Origin of the sequence: Pseudomonas sp. IPO3778, from assembly GCF_013386825.1 — a bacterium.
Lineage (GTDB): Bacteria > Pseudomonadota > Gammaproteobacteria > Pseudomonadales > Pseudomonadaceae > Aquipseudomonas.
Window position 1 is genome coordinate 12,649 of the sequence record NZ_JACARC010000019.1, and the last position, 15,582, is coordinate 28,230.

Sequence of the window (15,582 nt, forward strand, 5' to 3'; positions counted from 1 at the left end):
ATTGATGGCTCTTACAACGAACCAATAGCCTGCCTAGGATGCAAGCATTCGCCAAGGAAAATATTCATGTACACACCTCGCGCCTTTGCCCTCGACGATTTGCCCGAAATCCAGCAACTGATCCAGCACACCCGCCTGGCGCAGCTGATCACCTTTGGCGAGCAAGGCCTGCAAGCCAGCCACTTGCCGCTGCTGCTCAACCCCGATGAAGGGCCCAACGGCACGCTGTACGGGCACATGGCCAAAGCCAACCGCCAGTGGCAAGACCTGCAAAACGGCAGCGAGGCCCTGGTGATTTTCGCCGGCGCCGAGGCCTACATCAGCCCGGCGTTTTACCCGGCCAAGGCCGAGCACGGCAAAGTCGTGCCCACCTGGAACTACATCGCGGTACATGCCTACGGCACCGCCGAGGTATTCACCGATGCCGAGCGCCTGCTCAGCCTGGTCAGCGCCCTGACGGACCGCCACGAATCCCCGCGCGCCCAGCCATGGAAAGTCAGCGACGCACCGGCCGACTACATTGACGGCATGCTCAAGGCCATTGTCGGCTTTGCCCTGCCGATCCAGCGCCTGGAAGGCAAACGCAAGCTCAGCCAGAACCGCAGCGCGGCCGACATCGCCGGGGTTCGTGACGGGCTGGCGGCCAGCACCGACGTACGCGACCAGACCCTCGCCCGCTTTATTCCCAAGGAGCAATCATGAGCCCGATCGAAATCCGCCAGGTCAGCGCCGCCGACCACGCCGCGTGGCTACCCCTGTGGCAGGCCTACCTGCGTTTCTACAACACCGAGTTGCCGGACGCCGTCAGCCAGAACACCTGGCAGCGCTTGATCGACGCCCGCGAGCCCACCCATTCGGCCCTCGCCTGGCAAGACGGCAAGGCCGTGGGCATGGTCAACTTCATCTACCATCGTTCCAACTGGAGCATTGAGAACTCCTGCTACTTGCAGGACCTGCTGGTCGACCCGTCCCAACGTGGCACAGGCGTGGGCCGCAAACTGATCGAATTCGTCTACACCACAGCCAAGGCTGACGGCTGCTGCAAGGTTCACTGGCTGACCCACGAGACCAACGCCACCGCCATCCAGCTGTACGAACGCATCGCCGAACGCCCCGGCTTTATCCAGTTTCGCAAAGGTCTTTAAGGAGAGCAGCATGTCGACATCATTGGCCGATTGGAAAGGCGTTCCGGCGCCCACCGTCACCGTTATCGAAGGGCGCTTTATCCGCCTGGAAAAACTCGACCCGGCCCGCCATGGCGACGGCCTGTTCCAGGCCCTGCAAGGCCCCGGTGCCGATCCGAAGCTGTGGGACTACTTGCCCTACGGCCCGTTCCCCGAGCGCGCCGCCTTCGATATCTGGCTGAACAACCACGCGACCCACCGCGACCCGTACTTCTTCAGCGTGATCGACAAGGCCAGCGGCGACGTGCAGGGCATCCTCAGCCTGATGTCCATCGTGCCCGAGCAAGGTCGCATCGAAATCGGCCACGTGACCTTCGGCGCACCGATGCAACGCACCCCGAAAAGCACCGAGGCGGTGTACCTGCTGGCCAAGCATTCGTTTGAGCTGGGTAATCGCCGGCTGGAGTGGAAGTGCAACAACGCCAACGCCCGCTCGAAAAACGCGGCAGAACGGCTGGGCTTCAGTTTTGAAGGCGTGTTTCGCCAGCACACCGTGGTGAAAGGAAAGAACCGCGATACGGCGTGGTATTCGATCCTGGATGGAGAGTGGCCAGCGATTGGAGCGGGGTTTGAACGGTGGTTGTCGGATGAAAACCAGGCGGGTTCGGGCCAACTGAAAACGCTCGCTGAGTGCCGTATCTGAATTACCCTGCCACCACACCACTCAATGTGGGAGCGGGCTTGCTCGCGAAGGCGTCGTGTCAGTCGGCACAGGTGCTAACAGATATACCGCCTTCGCGAGCAAGCCCGCTCCCACATTGGATCTTCAGCGTACTCAGATCTTGTGTTCAGCCCACCCTGCCCACCTTCCATCCCAACGCCGGCAAGGCGTCACAACCCTCCTGCAACAACAGGTGCACCGCCGACGCAAAAAGTGTTGCAGGTCCGCGCCCTCCCACCGCTCGGTACTCTTCAAACATGAAGTCTTGACCCTGAAGCTGCAACAAGCTGCCAATTTCCCACTGTCACCTCCCCGCCATCATTCTGTAAAAAACCTCCGCTATACAGGTCGACTCTTTTCTAAAAACAAGGACGTCAGCCATGCCTCCGTCGCCCCAGCGCATCGCACTCACCCTCGGCCTGCTGATGGGCAGTGGCCTTGCTGAAGCCGTGCCTGCTCCACCCAAAACCCTGCAGATCGACACCCCGACCACCACCGGGCAAACCCTGGGCGGCAGCGACTCGCTGACGATCTCGGCGCCGGGCAGCATCACGACGTCCAAAGTCGCCGTGACGCTGAAAGACGGCACCAGCGGCAATGGCGTGGTGATCGACAACGCCGGCAACATCACCTCCACCGGCGGGCGGGCCATCGACAGCAGCGGTGACCTCACGGGCACACGCAACTACAGCCTCTACAACCGCGCCGGCGGGGTGATCCAGGGCGCCAACGACGCGGTGCGCATCGACAGCAACTTCGCCAGCGGCAGCCTGTTGATCGACAACAGCGGCACCATTCGCTCCACCACCGGCCAAGGCCTGGACCTGGATGCGATCCGCAGCCCCAACGTCACGACGACTATCATCAACCGCCTGGACGGGTTGATTCGTGGCGATGCCAGCGACGGCATGAAGACCGGCGCCAACGCCAGCATCACCAACTACGGTGAGATTTCCACCGGTGATACCCACTCGCGCGATGACAAGTTCGACGGTGTGGACATCGACTCCGCCACCGGCGTGACAGTGACCAACTACGGCTTGATTTCCGGTGGGCGCCACGGCATCACCACCGACCTGGGCGCCACGCTGACCAACTACGGCACGGTGATCGGTCGCAACGGCTCGGGCTTTGGTTCCGACGGCGACGGCACGGTGATCAACTACGGCACGATCACCGGTGCCTTCTCCGGGCTGCAACCCGATGGCGACGGTGACGGCGTGGACATCGACAAGATCGCCCACGTCGAAAACTACGGGATCATCCAGGGCGTGGGCGCCGGCGGCGTCGACAAGAACGGCTTTGCCAACGGCAGCGAAGGCATCGCCCTCGGCGGTGGCTACGTATTCAACGGGGTGGGCGCGCGGGTGAGCGGCGCCAATAACGCGATCCTGGTGGATGACGGCAGCGACGGCCCGGGACTGGCGGCAACCACACTGATCAACCACGGCACCATCGAGGGCCTGAATGGCTTTGGTGTGAAGTTCGTCGGTGAGTTTGCCGACACGGTGGTCAACGCTGGCTTGATCAGCGGCAGCAACGGCCTGGCCCTGGACTTGGGCGGCGGCGATGACTCACTGACCTTGCTGGCCGGCAGCCGTTTTATCGGTGTGGTAGACGGCGGCACCGGCTACGACCGCCTGACCATGGACGACGCTGCCGGCGGCAGTTTTGGCGACAGCCGCAACTTCGAATGGCTGGACGTCAAGCAAGGCACCTGGACCCTGACCGGCAGCGGCGACTTCAGCGATGGCGGCGAGATTTTCAGCGGCGCCAAGCTGATCAACCAGGGCGGGATCGCCGGCAACCTGACCGTCGATGAAGGCGGTATTTATGCCGGGGGCGGCAGCGTCGGCAGCCTGTTGGTCAAAGGCACGCTGCAAACCAACACCGCGCTCGGTACCGCCAGCATCAGCCGCGACCTGACCATGACCAGCGGCTCGACCCTGGCCTATGGCGTCAATGCGGACGGCAGCAGCGCACCGGTGCAGATCGGCGGCACCGCCTACCTGAACGGCGCCACCCCGGCGGTCAACCCCGGCACCGGCACTTACCCGTGGCAGAGCCACTACACCGTGCTGCAAGCCGGCAGTATCAATGGCACGTTCGGCAAGGTCACCAGCGACTATGCCTTCCTCACCCCGACCCTGGATTACAGCCCCACTCAGGTCGGCCTGACCTATACCCGCAACGACGTGGCCTTCAATCAGTTCGCCAACACCGGCAACGGCACCAGCGCCGCCAACGCCCTGGCAAGCCTGGGCAAGAACAACACGCTGTATAACGCCCTGCTCAACACCACCAACAGCAGCGCCGGTGCCGCCATCGAGCAACTGGCGGGCAGCAGCACCGCCAACCTCACCAGCGCCACCCTCGGCGCCAGCGCCCAGGTCGGCAACAGCATGCTCAGCGCGATGCATCAACTGGGCGGCGGTGCCGGGTTGCTGGTGGGCCTTGATCAAAAAGACACACCGGTATTGGCCGCCACGGGCGTGCCGGCTGACGCGCGCAACCTCAACGACCCCAATGCCCGCGGCCGCCTGTGGCTGCAAGGCATCGGCAGCTACGGCAAGCTTGACGGCGACCACGGCAGCAACGGCCTGACCCAACGCACCAAAGGCAGCGTGCTGGGTGCCGACTGGGCACTGGATTCGGACTGGCGCGTAGGCGTGCTGGGCGGCTACTCGAAGACCGACCTGGACACCACGGGCGTCGACGGCAACGTCGACAGCTGGCACGCCGGCGTCTACGCCATGCGCCAGAGCGGCCCGCTGGCCTTGCGCCTGGGCGCCGCCTACAGCGGGCACCAAGGCGAGAGCAAACGCACCGTGAGCTTCGACGGTTTCAACGATCGCCCCAAAGGTGACTACGACGCCAACAGCCAGCAAGCCTTCGCCGAACTGGGTTACGCCATGGGCAGCGGGCGCCTGAGTGCCGAACCCTTCGCCAACCTCGGTTACCAGCGCTACCACCGCGACAGCTACACCGAAAAAGGGGGCGCCGCCGCCCTGCATGTCGACGGGCAAACCCAGGATAACTTCAGCAGCACCTTCGGCCTGCGCCTGGCCCACCTGAGCCAGCTGGACAATGGCATCAGCCTCACGCCACGGGTCAGCGCCGGCTGGAAACACACCTACGGCGATGTCGACAGCAACACCCGCCAGGCCTTCCTGATGGGCGGCACCGCGTTCAATGTCGAGGGCAGCGCCCTGGACCGCGACAGCCTGTTGCTGGAAGCCGGGCTGGATGTAGGCCTGTCGGCCCGCCACACCCTGGGTGTGGGGTACACCGGCGAAATAGGCAGTAACAGCCGCAATCACGGGCTGATCGGGCAATGGCAGATGAGTTTTTAATCGTCGCCCACTAGAGACTTCTCCCGCATGCGAAGGGTCGGTAGCCCGACATTTATCCGCCCTTCACCTCGCTAAATTCCCGGCCTCATTTATCAAGAAGCCGGGTTTATATGCCGTTCATCAAGAAACAACTCGCCCTCGCCATCACCCTCACGATGGGCGTCGCCAACCTTCAATACGCCCAGGCACGGGGAGACATCGAGCCAGACAGTGAGTGGATTACCCAGGCACCCAGCCACAAGCCCCCCGCTCCGGCCAAGCCAAGCGAGGACTTTTACTTCGCCGACCACGCCACCACCCGCAATGGCCTGCGCGTTGCCCACGTGCTGGATAACGCCGTGGATACGCTGCTGGCATCGGGCGAACTGAACGAGTGGCAAGCGTACCAACTTGAAAACTATGGCCGTGAGTTGGGCAACCTGCCGCCAGGTCGCGTGGGTGCCGTCCTTGAGCAACTGGCGGGCAGCCAGAACGCCAACCTGGCCGCCGCCACCCAAAACAGCATGAACGCCCTGAACGCCAGCCTGCTTTCCGCCATGCGCCAACCGGGTGAAGACCGCGATGCCGCAGACAATGGCCGCATCTGGTTCCAGGGCCTGGGTAACGCAGGCACGCTGGATGGGCAGTACACCGGCGCCGGTTTGCAGCAACGCACCCAAGGCCTGGTACTGGGCAGCGACTGGGCGGTGGATCACGCCTGGCGGGTTGGCGTGATGGGCGCCAAGTCCACCAGCGCGCTGCACGCCAACCGCTTCAAGGGCGAACTGGACAGCTGGCACCTCGGCGGGTACGCCGTGCGCCTGGACGGGCCCGTGGCGCTGCGCCTGGGTGCGACCTACAGCAACCATGCCGGGAAAAACAAGCGCACCGTGGACTTTGACGTAGCGGATTACCGCGAGCAGTCCACCGGCAAATACAACGCCCAGAGCCAAAACGCCTTCGCCGAGGCGGGCTATCAGATGAACGCGGGCAACGTCAGTGTCGAACCGTTTGGCGGCGTGGGTTATCAGCGTTACCACCGCGACCGCTACAAGGAAAAAGGCGGCCTCACCGCACTGAACGTCGGCGCCCAGACCCAGGAAAACCTCAGCAGCACCTTCGGTTTGCGCCTGGCCAGCGCCTACACCCTGGACAACCGGATGGCCCTCAAACCGCACCTGAGCACAGGCTGGAAGCATCTCTACGGTGATGTGGGCAGCACCGTGCGCCAATCATCCGCCTGGGTAAAACGGCCGGGGTTCAACAGTGACTTCACGATTGAAGGCACGTCCCTGGACCGTGACAGCCTGGCCTTGCGCACCGGGCTGGACCTTGAGCTGTCGCCCCAGCACACCGTGGGCCTGGCCTATGCCCTGGAGGCGGGCAGCCACAGCCGCAGCCAGGGGCTGACCGGCCAATGGACCCTGGCGTTCTGATGATTGCAGGCGAAAAAAAAGGGGGCACATGCCCCCCCGAGGTTTAAGCGGTAGTGTCGAAGGCTGTTGATCAGCCTTCGATTTCAATCAGGATTTCACCCGGGTTGACCCGGTCGCCCTTGGCCACGTGAACGACGGTGACCTTACCGGCGATAGCCGCCTGCACTTCGGTCTCCATCTTCATCGCTTCAGTGATCAACACGGCCTGGCCGGCTTTCACCACGTCGCCTTCCTTGACCAGCACGTCGACGATGTTGCCCGGCATCGCCGTGCTCACATGGCCAGGCTCGGTGGCGTGCTTGCGCTTGCTGCCACCGCTGCTGACGAACTCGTTGAGCGGTTCGAACACCACTTCTTCGGGCATGCCGTCGATGGACAGGTAGAAGTGGCGCTTGCCTTCGGCCTTGACGCCCACACCGGTGATATCCACGCGGTAGCTCTCGCCGTGCACGTCGATCACGAACTCGGTCGGCACGCCTTCACCACCGGCACGGGCCACGCCGCCGGCTTCAGGAATCGGCAACAGCACTTCAGGGCTCAGGGTGCCGGCGTCACGCTCCTCAAGGAACTTGCGCCCGATGTCCGGGAACATCGCGTAAGTCAGCACGTCTTCTTCAGACTTGGCCAACGCGCCGATTTCCCCGCGCAGCTTGGTCATTTCCGGCTTCAGCAAGTCGGCTGGGCGAACGTCGATCACCTCTTCGCTGCCGATGGCCTGGCGGCGAAGTTTTTCATTCACGGTGCCCGGCGCCTTGCCGTAGCCGCCTTGCAGGTACAGCTTCACTTCGTTGGTGATGGTCTTGTAGCGCTCGCCGGCCAGCACGTTGAAGAACGCCTGGGTGCCGACGATCTGCGAAGTCGGAGTCACCAGCGGCGGGAAGCCGAGGTCTTCACGCACCCGCGGGATCTCCGCCAGCACTTCGCTCATGCGGTTCAGCGCGCCCTGCTCTTTCAGCTGGTTGGCCAGGTTGGAAATCATCCCGCCCGGTACCTGGTTGACTTGCACGCGGGTATCGACGGCGGTGAATTCGCTTTCGAACTGGTGGTACTTCTTGCGCACGGCGTAGAAGTACAGGCCGATTTCCTGCAGCAGTTCCAGGCTGAGGCCGGTGTCGAATTCGCTGCCTTTAAGGGCGGCGACCATCGACTCGGTGCCCGGGTGGCTGGTGCCCCAGGCGAAACTGGAGATGGCGGTGTCGATATGGTCGGCACCGTTTTCGATGGCCTTGAGTTGGCACATCGACGCCAGGCCGGCCGTGTCGTGAGAGTGAATGAAGATCGGCAGGCTCTGCTCGGCCTTCAGGGCCTTGACCAGTTCGCCGGTGGCGTACGGGGTCAGCAGGCCGGCCATGTCCTTGATCGCCACCGAGTCGCAACCCATGGCTTCCATTTGCTTGGCCTGGGCCACGAACGCCTCGATGGTGTGCACCGGGCTGGTGGTGTAGGCGATGGTGCCCTGGGCGTGTTTGCCGGCAGCTTTCACCGCTTCGATGGCCACCCGCAGGTTACGCACGTCGTTCATGGCGTCGAAGATGCGGAACACGTCGATGCCGTTGACGGCGGCCTTGGCGACGAAGGCTTTGACCACGTCGTCGCTGTAGTGGCGGTAGCCCAGTAGGTTCTGGCCGCGCAGGAGCATTTGCAGGCGTGTGTTAGGCAGTGCCGCACGCAATTTGCGCAGGCGCTCCCACGGGTCTTCTTTCAGGAAGCGTACGCAGGCGTCGAAGGTCGCGCCGCCCCAGACTTCCAGGGACCAGTAGCCGACTTTGTCGAGCTTGTCGCAGATCGGCAGCATGTCGTCGGTGCGCATGCGGGTCGCCAGCAACGATTGGTGGGCGTCGCGCAGGATGGTGTCGGTTACGAAGATCTTCTTGCTCATTCTTATATTCCTCACAGGCCTGCGTGGGCGGCGATGGCGGCGGCGATGGCCAGGGCCAGCTCTTCGGGTTTGCGCTTGATCGAGTAGTTGGTCAGCTCAGGGTGGCTTTCCACGAAACTGGTGTTGAACTGGCCGCTGCGGAATTCCGGGTTGCGCAGGATTTCCTGGTAATAGGCGGCGGTGGTCTTCACGCCTTGCAGGCGCATGTCGTCCAGGGCCCGCAGGCCGCGGTCCATGGCTTCTTCCCAGGTCAACGCCCACACCACCAGCTTCAGGCACATCGAGTCGTAGAACGGCGGGATGGTGTAGCCGGTGTAGATCGCCGTGTCGGTCCGCACGCCGGGACCGCCGGGTGCGTAGTAACGGGTGATCTTGCCGAAGCTTGGGAGGAAGTTGTTCTTCGGGTCTTCGGCGTTGATGCGGAACTGCAACGCGAAACCCCGGTGCTGAATGTCTTCCTGCTTGACCGACAGCGGCAGGCCCGACGCGATGCGGATCTGCTCACGCACAATGTCGATGCCGGTGATTTCTTCGGTGATGGTGTGTTCCACCTGCACCCGGGTGTTCATCTCCATGAAGTACACCTCGCCTTCGGCGAGCAGGAACTCCACGGTGCCGGCGTTCTCGTAGCCCACCGCCTTGGCCGCGCGCACCGACAGGTCGCCGATGTAGGCGCGCTGTTCCGGGGTCAGTTGGGGGCTGGGGGCGATTTCGATCAGCTTCTGGTTACGACGCTGGATCGAGCAATCGCGCTCAAACAGATGCACCACATTGCCGAAGCTGTCACCGAGGATCTGCGCCTCGATGTGCTTGGGATTGACGATGCATTTTTCCAGGAACACTTCCGCCGAACCGAAGGCCTTGGTGGCCTCGGAAATCACACGGGGGAAGGCTTGTTCGAGTTCTTCACGGCTGTTGCAGCGACGAATGCCACGACCGCCACCGCCGGAGGTGGCCTTGAGCATCACCGGGTAACCGATACGGTCGCCTTCGGTCAGGGCTTCGGCGATATCAGCCACGTTGCCTTCGGTGCCCGGGGTCACCGGCACGCCGGCCTTGATCATGCTGCGGCGGGCTTCGGTCTTGTCGCCCATGCGGCGAATCACTTCTGCCGACGGGCCGATGAATTTGATCCCGCGTTCGGCGCAGATGTCTGCCAGCTCGGCGTTTTCCGAGAGGAAGCCGTAGCCGGGGTGCAGCGCGTCGCAACCGGTTTCCACCGCCAGGTTCACCAGCTTGCGCGGGTTCAGGTAACCGGCCAGGGGCTCGGCACCGATGCTGTGGGCTTCATCTGCGCGCTTTACATGCAAGGCATGGCGATCGGCATCGGAATAGACCGCGACCGAACGAATGCCCATCTCGGCGCAGGCACGCACGATACGTACGGCAATCTCACCACGGTTGGCGATCAGGATCTTTTTTATCACTTGGAAATTCCCTTGAGCCGATTGCTACCTACTTCGACCCGCTGGATCCGGGTCGGCGCGTGACCAAATGTTTCAAGCCAGTCGCGAGACACACACTATGCCCCTGCAGGGATTAACAAAAATCAATAATAATTGGGTTGTGTATAAGCAAAGACTTATAGTCCTCGCATCAGCGATCGGCGGGAGTACTTGAATAATGCGTAAGTCATTGATGCGTATGACATTGCGTCAATTGCAAATTTTCAATGAAGTCTGTGATTTGCGTTCCTACAGCCGTGCAGCCGAGGAAATGTCTCTCACGCAACCGGCCGTCAGCCTACAAATCAAGCAGCTGGAAGAGCTGCTCGGCCAGCCGCTGTTCGATTACGTCGGCAAAAAGCTCTATATGACTGAAGCGGCTGAAGCCTTGCAACGGGCGAGCCGGGACATTTTCGGGCGCCTGGAAAACCTCGATATGCAGCTCTCCGACATGCAAGGCTCGCTGCAAGGCCAGTTGAAGCTGGCGGTGGAATCCAGCGCCAAGTACTTCGTGCCGCACCTGTTTGCGGCGTTCAAGCGCCAGCACCCAGAGGTCAACTTGCACTTGACGGTGGTCAACCGCGCCCAGGTGATTCGCCGGCTGTCGGACAACCGCGACGACCTGGTGATCATGTCCATGGTGCCCCAGGACATGGGCCTGGAATTCCTGCCGTTTTTGAACAACCCGATCGTCGCCGTGGCGCCTCACGATCATCCGCTGAACCACCAGGGGCCGCTGCGCCTGCAGGACCTGGAGCCTTACACGCTGCTGTTGCGCGAACCGGGGTCCGGGACGCGGATGGCGTGCGAGGAGTACTTCAAGGAGAAGCGCGTGCACTTCACCCAGACGGTGGAAGTGGCCTCGGCGGAGGCACAGCGAGAGTGCGTGTGCGCCGGGTTGGGCGTGGCGCTGCTGACGCGCCACGCGGTCAACCTGGAACTGGCCACCGGCGGGCTCAAGGAGCTGCCGGTGGAAGAACTGCCGCTGTACCGCAGCTGGTGCCTGGTGCAGGCCAAGGCCAAGCGCCTGTCACCGGTGGCCCATGCGTTCCTGGGCTTTATCCGCAGCGAGCGGCTACAGATCAGCGCGCTGGCTGAGCGCTTCGCTGGGCAGCCGCGGGTGCCTGCCAGTGGAGTTCCGGGTAATCACTGATGCTCTGTTGCAATTGACGCTGGTCGCAGCGGTCTTCAATTGCGCGACGGAAGGCCATGCGGCGCTGGTCTTCCTGTTGGCGGCGGGTCTTGACGGTGCTGTTGCTTTCTTCGTATTGCCGAGCCATTTCGAGTCTCCCAATGCGAGTACGGGGAGTTCAGGATGGGCGTGGGCGATGACGGTTTGGCGGCGCGGGGATGACAGGACGATGAATCTTTCTGAGGCTCAAACACGATCAACTGTGGGAGCTGGCTTGCCTGCGATAACGGTGCATCAGCCAATGAAGATGGCAACTGACAGATCGCTATCGCAGGCAAGCCAGCTCCCACATTTTGACCGAGTATGCCCTTGAGTCAGTCGTCGAGGGCTTTGACGGACTTGGGTGACAACCGCAGGCTGCGCAAGCTGCGCTTCACGCTCTTGAGATGGTTGACCAGGCTCGGCCCGCGCGCCATGGCCACGCCCATGGCCAGCACGTCGATCACCACCAGGTGGGCGATACGCGAGGTCAGCGGCGTGTAGATTTCGGTGTCTTCGTGCACGTCGATCGCCAGGTTGACGGTCGACAGCTCCGCCAAGGGCGTCTGGCTCGGGCACAGGGTAATCAGGGTGGCGCCGCTTTCACGCACCAGGTTGGCGGTGATCAGCAGGTCCTTGGAGCGGCCGGACTGGGAAATACAGATCGCCACGTCGGTAGGCTTTAACGTCACCGCCGACATCGCCTGCATGTGCGGGTCGCTGTAGGCCGCCGCGGTGAGCAGCAAACGGAAGAACTTGTGCTGGGCATCCGCCGCCACTGCGCCGGACGCGCCGAAGCCGTAGAACTCCACTCGCTGGGCCTGGGACATGGCAGTCACGGCTTTTTGCAGTTCCACCGGGTCGAGCTTTTCCCGCACTTCCATCAGGGTGTGCAGGGTGGTGTCGAAGATTTTCAGGCTGTAGTCGGCGACGGAATCGTCTTCATGAATCGCAAACTGGCCAAAGCTCGCACCGGCAGCCAGGCTCTGAGCCAGCTTGAGCTTCAAGTCCTGGAACCCGGAGCAACCGATGGCGCGGCAGAAGCGCACGATGGTCGGCTCGCTGATGCCCACGCTGTGGGCCAGGTCGGCCATGGAACTGTGCATCACAGCCGCAGGGTCAAGCAGCACGTGATCGGCAACCTTGAGTTCCGATTTGCGTAACAGGTGGCGCGACTGGGCGATATGTTGCAACAGGTTCAAAGGGCTGGACTCTTGTTATTGGCAGACGCCAGGGATGTAGCAAGCTTGTAGTTATACTACAAGAATTACCGATTTGCCCGCTCGATGCATTACTTAATCACGCTGCTGCCCGCTGATTCAGCGGGCAGGCTCGATGTAGCCCCGCGTGCGGCTTGGGCTCAACTACAGAAAATTGGCATTTTTTCGTAACAAATCCGCCAGACCGTCCGCTTCCATCGGCCGGCTGATCAAATAGCCCTGCACCTCGTCACATTGCTCGGCCCGCAGGAAATCCAGCTGCTGCTGATCTTCCACGCCCTCGGCCACCACCTTGAGCGACAGCCCGTGGGCCATGGCGATGATTGCGCGGGTGATCGACGCGTCCTCGCGACCCTGGCCAAGGCCCCGGATGAAGGTCTGGTCGATCTTCACGTAGTCCACGGGAATCCGCTTGAGGTAGCTGAGGGACGAATAACCGGTACCAAAGTCATCAATCGCCAGCTTCACCCCCAGGTCGCGCAGTTGCTGGAACGTCGAGATGATGTGCTCCACGCTGTCGAGCAGCTGGCTTTCGGTCAGTTCCAGCTCCAGGTATTGCGGATCCAGCCCGGTTTCTTCCAGCACCTGGCGCACCAGGCTGACCAGCTTGCCCTGGCGCAACTGGTGCACCGACAGGTTGACCGACACACGAATCGGCTCCAGCCCCTGACGCTGCCACTCACAGGCCTGCCAGCAGGCCTGGCGCAACACAAACTCGCCCAGCGGCACGATCAAGCCGGTTTCTTCGGCCAGCCCGATAAAGTCCCCGGGCGGCACCATGCCCCACTGCGGATGCTCCCAGCGAATCAACGCCTCGGCCGCATTCAGCTTGCCGCTGGCCAGGCACAGCTTGGGTTGGTAGAACACCGTGAGCTGACGCTCATCAATCGCCTTGCGCAGCTGGTTCTCCAGCTGCAAACGCTCCAGGGTGCTGGCTTGCAGGCTGTCGGTGTAGAACTGGAAGTTGTTGCCACCCAAATGCTTGGCGTGCTGCATGGCCATGTTCGACTGGCTGACCAGCGCGGATATTTCCCGCGCATTGTCGGGCAACAGGCTGACGCCCATGGAGGCGCTGACCACCAACTCGTGCCCCTCCACCGTCACCGGCACCCGCAACTTGGCCAGCAGCCGCGTGGCCACCCGCGCCAGGCTCGACAGGTTGCCGTAGGCGTCGAACAACACGGCGAATTCATCGCCGGAAAGGCGCGCAATGGTGTCGGCTTCGGGCAAGGCGTTGATCAAGCGGCGGGCCATTTTCTGCAACAGCTGGTCGGCGACTTCATGGCCGAGGCTGTCATTGAGCAACTTGAAACGGTCCAGGTTGATATGCAGCAAGGCCAGGCTGCGGCCGCCCTGGCGTACGCGCTGATGGGCTTCGCGCAGGCGCTCGCGGAACAGCGAGCGGTTGGCCAGCCCGGTCAACTCGTCGTAGTGCGTGAGGTAGCGCATGCGCTCCTCGGATTCGCGCCGCGCCGACAGATCGGCGAAGAAGCCCACGATATGACTGACGTTTCCCCGAATATCGCGCACCACATTCAGTTGCAGCCATTGCGGGTAGAGTTCGCCGTTCTTGCGGGTTTCCACCAGCTCACCTTGCCAGGTGCCGTGGCTGAGCAAAGCCTGGCGGATGACGGGGAAGTGGCGGCGTGCATCGCGGCTGCTGGGCAGCTCGACGACGTTGCGGCCGATCATGTCGTCAATCTCGAAGCCGGTGACGCGGCTGAACGCCTGGTTGACGGCGATCAGCACGTAGTCCGGGTCCAGAATCACAATGCCTTCGCTGGCGGCCTCAAACACCGTCGACGCCAGGCGCTGCTGTTCCTCCAGGACCTTGCCGGCGCTGATATCGCGGCGAGTGCCGAGCATCCGCGTGACGCGCCCGCCGGGCGATCGCTCCACGGCACGGCCACGGTCCTGGATCCATACCCAATGGCCGTCGCCATGGCGCACCCGGTATTCCACCAGGTAATCCTCGCTGCGGCCCTTAAGGTGCTCCACCAGCGCACGCTTGAGCAGGGGCAAATCGTCCGGGTGCAGCCGTGGCTTGAGGTGGCTGAGCATCGCGGTGACGTATTCCGGCTCCAGGCCGAACAGCTCCTTGAGCTGGGTGTGGTGGACTTCGTCGGTTTGCAGGTTCCAGTCCCACAGGCCCAGTTCGCTGGCCTGCAACGCCATGGCCAGGCGCGCTTCGCTTTTGCTCAGGGCCAGGCTGGCGGCATCGAGCTCCTGGCTGCGCTGCTCAACGCGATGCTGCAGGCCGATCTGTGCCTCGCGCAGCTCTTGTTCGACCTGGCGCCGCTGCTCCACTTCACGTACCAGCTCCTGGTTCAGTTGCTCGCTGCGCTGCTGCGCTTGCTGCAAATGCTCGATCAACGCCTGGTTCTGGAAGCGTCGCAGCAACCCGCGCTGAATCAGGCGATTGACCTGCCACGCCACCAGGCTCAGGGATGCCAGCAGGATCAGGCCCAAAAAGCCCCAACCCTGCTGCTGCGGGTCGCCGCTCCAGAACAAATAGAGAATGGCCGGCACCAGGCAGGGCACGGCAAATGACAGGAACGCCGGCAGGCTGACCGCATAGGCAACGCTGGCGGACAAGGTTGCCGCCCCCAGCAGGCCGAACACCCAGGCCTGCTGCGCAAAACTGTCCACCGGCACCAGGGCGATGGCGGCGCTGGCCAATGTCAGGCCACTGACCGCCGAACCCAGCATGAACATGCGACGCCAGACCGGCTGCGCCTGGCGGCTCGGCATCGCCGAATCAAACGCCGCCACCTGAATCACCCGCAGGGCCACCAGCGCCAACAGCCACACCAGCCAAATGCTGTCCACCACATAGCGCTGCGGGCTCCAGAGCAACCAGGCGCAGACCAGTCCGTTCACCAGCATTAATAAGGTAGGCAGCAGGGAGCCCTGGTAAAGCAGGCGCGTGCGCTCGACCGCCATCTCCATGGCGTAGTGTTTGCGGATAACCTGCGCCGGTGCCACGGAGGGTCCGGCCAGGTCAATGCTAAGGGTCATAGGCAGTGTTCTTATAATGGTGAGCCCGAAACGTGCACGGAGCATACACAAGCAAACGTCCGGGCCAAACTGCTCCACGTCATTAAAATATCGCAATAATTCGCCGCAAACCTTGGTGCCAGACGGCTTGAGTGAGACAGGGCGCGGGCTGTGGCCGGTGACCGACCGGTCATCACCAGGCACTTATCAAAAACAGACCGGCGAAGTTTTCCACCGACCATCGGGCATTGGGATTT

General features: G+C 62.6%; 11 protein-coding genes. 6 read left to right on the forward strand and 5 right to left on the reverse strand.

Annotation, left to right across the window (positions count from 1 at the left end):
- The first annotated feature begins 66 nt into the window (after positions 1-66).
- The 5 genes from HX855_RS07930 (at position 67) to HX855_RS07950 (ending at position 6,613) form a co-directional block, all read left to right on the forward strand.
- Positions 67-702 (forward strand): FMN-binding negative transcriptional regulator, encoded by a 636-nt coding sequence (locus HX855_RS07930; protein WP_177090087.1) that lies wholly within the window; start codon positions 67-69, stop codon positions 700-702.
- Positions 699-1,145 (forward strand): GNAT family N-acetyltransferase, encoded by a 447-nt coding sequence (locus tag HX855_RS07935; RefSeq protein WP_177090088.1) that lies wholly within the window; start codon positions 699-701, stop codon positions 1,143-1,145. Before HX855_RS07930 ends, HX855_RS07935 begins: the two co-directional genes overlap by 4 nt.
- Positions 1,146-1,155: 10 nt before the next feature.
- Positions 1,156-1,827 (forward strand): GNAT family N-acetyltransferase, encoded by a 672-nt coding sequence (locus HX855_RS07940; RefSeq protein ID WP_177090089.1) that lies wholly within the window; start codon positions 1,156-1,158, stop codon positions 1,825-1,827.
- Between the two features lie 398 nt (positions 1,828-2,225).
- Positions 2,226-5,198 carry an autotransporter domain-containing protein gene (locus HX855_RS07945; RefSeq protein WP_177090090.1) on the forward strand — a complete coding sequence of 991 codons (2,973 nt, stop codon included), beginning with the start codon at positions 2,226-2,228 and terminating at the stop codon, positions 5,196-5,198.
- Positions 5,199-5,308: 110 nt separating this feature from the next.
- Positions 5,309-6,613 (forward strand): autotransporter domain-containing protein, encoded by a 1,305-nt coding sequence (locus tag HX855_RS07950; RefSeq protein ID WP_177090091.1) that lies wholly within the window; start codon positions 5,309-5,311, stop codon positions 6,611-6,613.
- A 70-nt stretch (positions 6,614-6,683) separates the two neighbouring features.
- On the opposite strand, the gene oadA is transcribed toward HX855_RS07950, so the two are convergent.
- Both oadA and HX855_RS07960 read right to left on the reverse strand, forming a co-directional pair.
- Positions 6,684-8,492 (reverse strand): sodium-extruding oxaloacetate decarboxylase subunit alpha, encoded by a 1,809-nt coding sequence (gene oadA / locus HX855_RS07955; protein ID WP_177090092.1) that lies wholly within the window; start codon positions 8,490-8,492, stop codon positions 6,684-6,686.
- Between the two features lie 11 nt (positions 8,493-8,503).
- Positions 8,504-9,919, reverse strand: a complete 1,416-nt coding sequence (locus HX855_RS07960; RefSeq protein ID WP_003213442.1) for an acetyl-CoA carboxylase biotin carboxylase subunit — start codon at positions 9,917-9,919, stop codon at positions 8,504-8,506.
- 196 nt (positions 9,920-10,115) lie between these two features.
- Between HX855_RS07960 and HX855_RS07965 the strand changes: the two genes are divergently transcribed.
- Positions 10,116-11,090, forward strand: a complete 975-nt coding sequence (locus HX855_RS07965) for a LysR family transcriptional regulator (RefSeq protein WP_177090093.1) — start codon at positions 10,116-10,118, stop codon at positions 11,088-11,090.
- Here HX855_RS07965 and HX855_RS33210 read toward each other — a convergent pair.
- From HX855_RS33210 to HX855_RS07975, 3 genes are all read right to left on the reverse strand, one after another.
- Positions 11,020-11,217 (reverse strand): PA3496 family putative envelope integrity protein, encoded by a 198-nt coding sequence (locus HX855_RS33210; RefSeq protein WP_076013218.1) that lies wholly within the window; start codon positions 11,215-11,217, stop codon positions 11,020-11,022. The genes HX855_RS07965 and HX855_RS33210 overlap by 71 nt on opposite strands.
- A 226-nt stretch (positions 11,218-11,443) precedes the next feature.
- Positions 11,444-12,310, reverse strand: a complete 867-nt coding sequence (gene hexR, locus HX855_RS07970) for a transcriptional regulator HexR (RefSeq protein ID WP_010168370.1) — start codon at positions 12,308-12,310, stop codon at positions 11,444-11,446.
- 162 nt (positions 12,311-12,472) lie between these two features.
- Positions 12,473-15,346 (reverse strand): GGDEF domain-containing phosphodiesterase, encoded by a 2,874-nt coding sequence (locus tag HX855_RS07975; RefSeq protein ID WP_177090094.1) that lies wholly within the window; start codon positions 15,344-15,346, stop codon positions 12,473-12,475.
- Between the last annotated feature and the right edge of the window lie 236 nt (positions 15,347-15,582).

What these genes read in the sequence shown, in the direction of transcription:
- HX855_RS07930 (WP_177090087.1), top strand. Translation starts at nt 67, where the DNA reads ATGTACACACCTCGCGCCTTTGCCCTCGACGATTTGCCCGAAATCCAG.
- HX855_RS07935 (WP_177090088.1), top strand. Translation starts at nt 699, where the DNA reads ATGAGCCCGATCGAAATCCGCCAGGTCAGCGCCGCCGACCACGCCGCG.
- HX855_RS07940 (WP_177090089.1), top strand. Translation starts at nt 1,156, where the DNA reads ATGTCGACATCATTGGCCGATTGGAAAGGCGTTCCGGCGCCCACCGTC.
- HX855_RS07945 (WP_177090090.1), top strand. Translation starts at nt 2,226, where the DNA reads ATGCCTCCGTCGCCCCAGCGCATCGCACTCACCCTCGGCCTGCTGATG.
- HX855_RS07950 (WP_177090091.1), top strand. Translation starts at nt 5,309, where the DNA reads ATGCCGTTCATCAAGAAACAACTCGCCCTCGCCATCACCCTCACGATG.
- oadA (WP_177090092.1), bottom strand. Translation starts at nt 8,492, where the DNA reads ATGAGCAAGAAGATCTTCGTAACCGACACCATCCTGCGCGACGCCCAC.
- HX855_RS07965 (WP_177090093.1), top strand. Translation starts at nt 10,116, where the DNA reads ATGCGTAAGTCATTGATGCGTATGACATTGCGTCAATTGCAAATTTTC.
- HX855_RS33210 (WP_076013218.1), bottom strand. Translation starts at nt 11,217, where the DNA reads ATGGCTCGGCAATACGAAGAAAGCAACAGCACCGTCAAGACCCGCCGC.
- HX855_RS07975 (WP_177090094.1), bottom strand. Translation starts at nt 15,346, where the DNA reads ATGACCCTTAGCATTGACCTGGCCGGACCCTCCGTGGCACCGGCGCAG.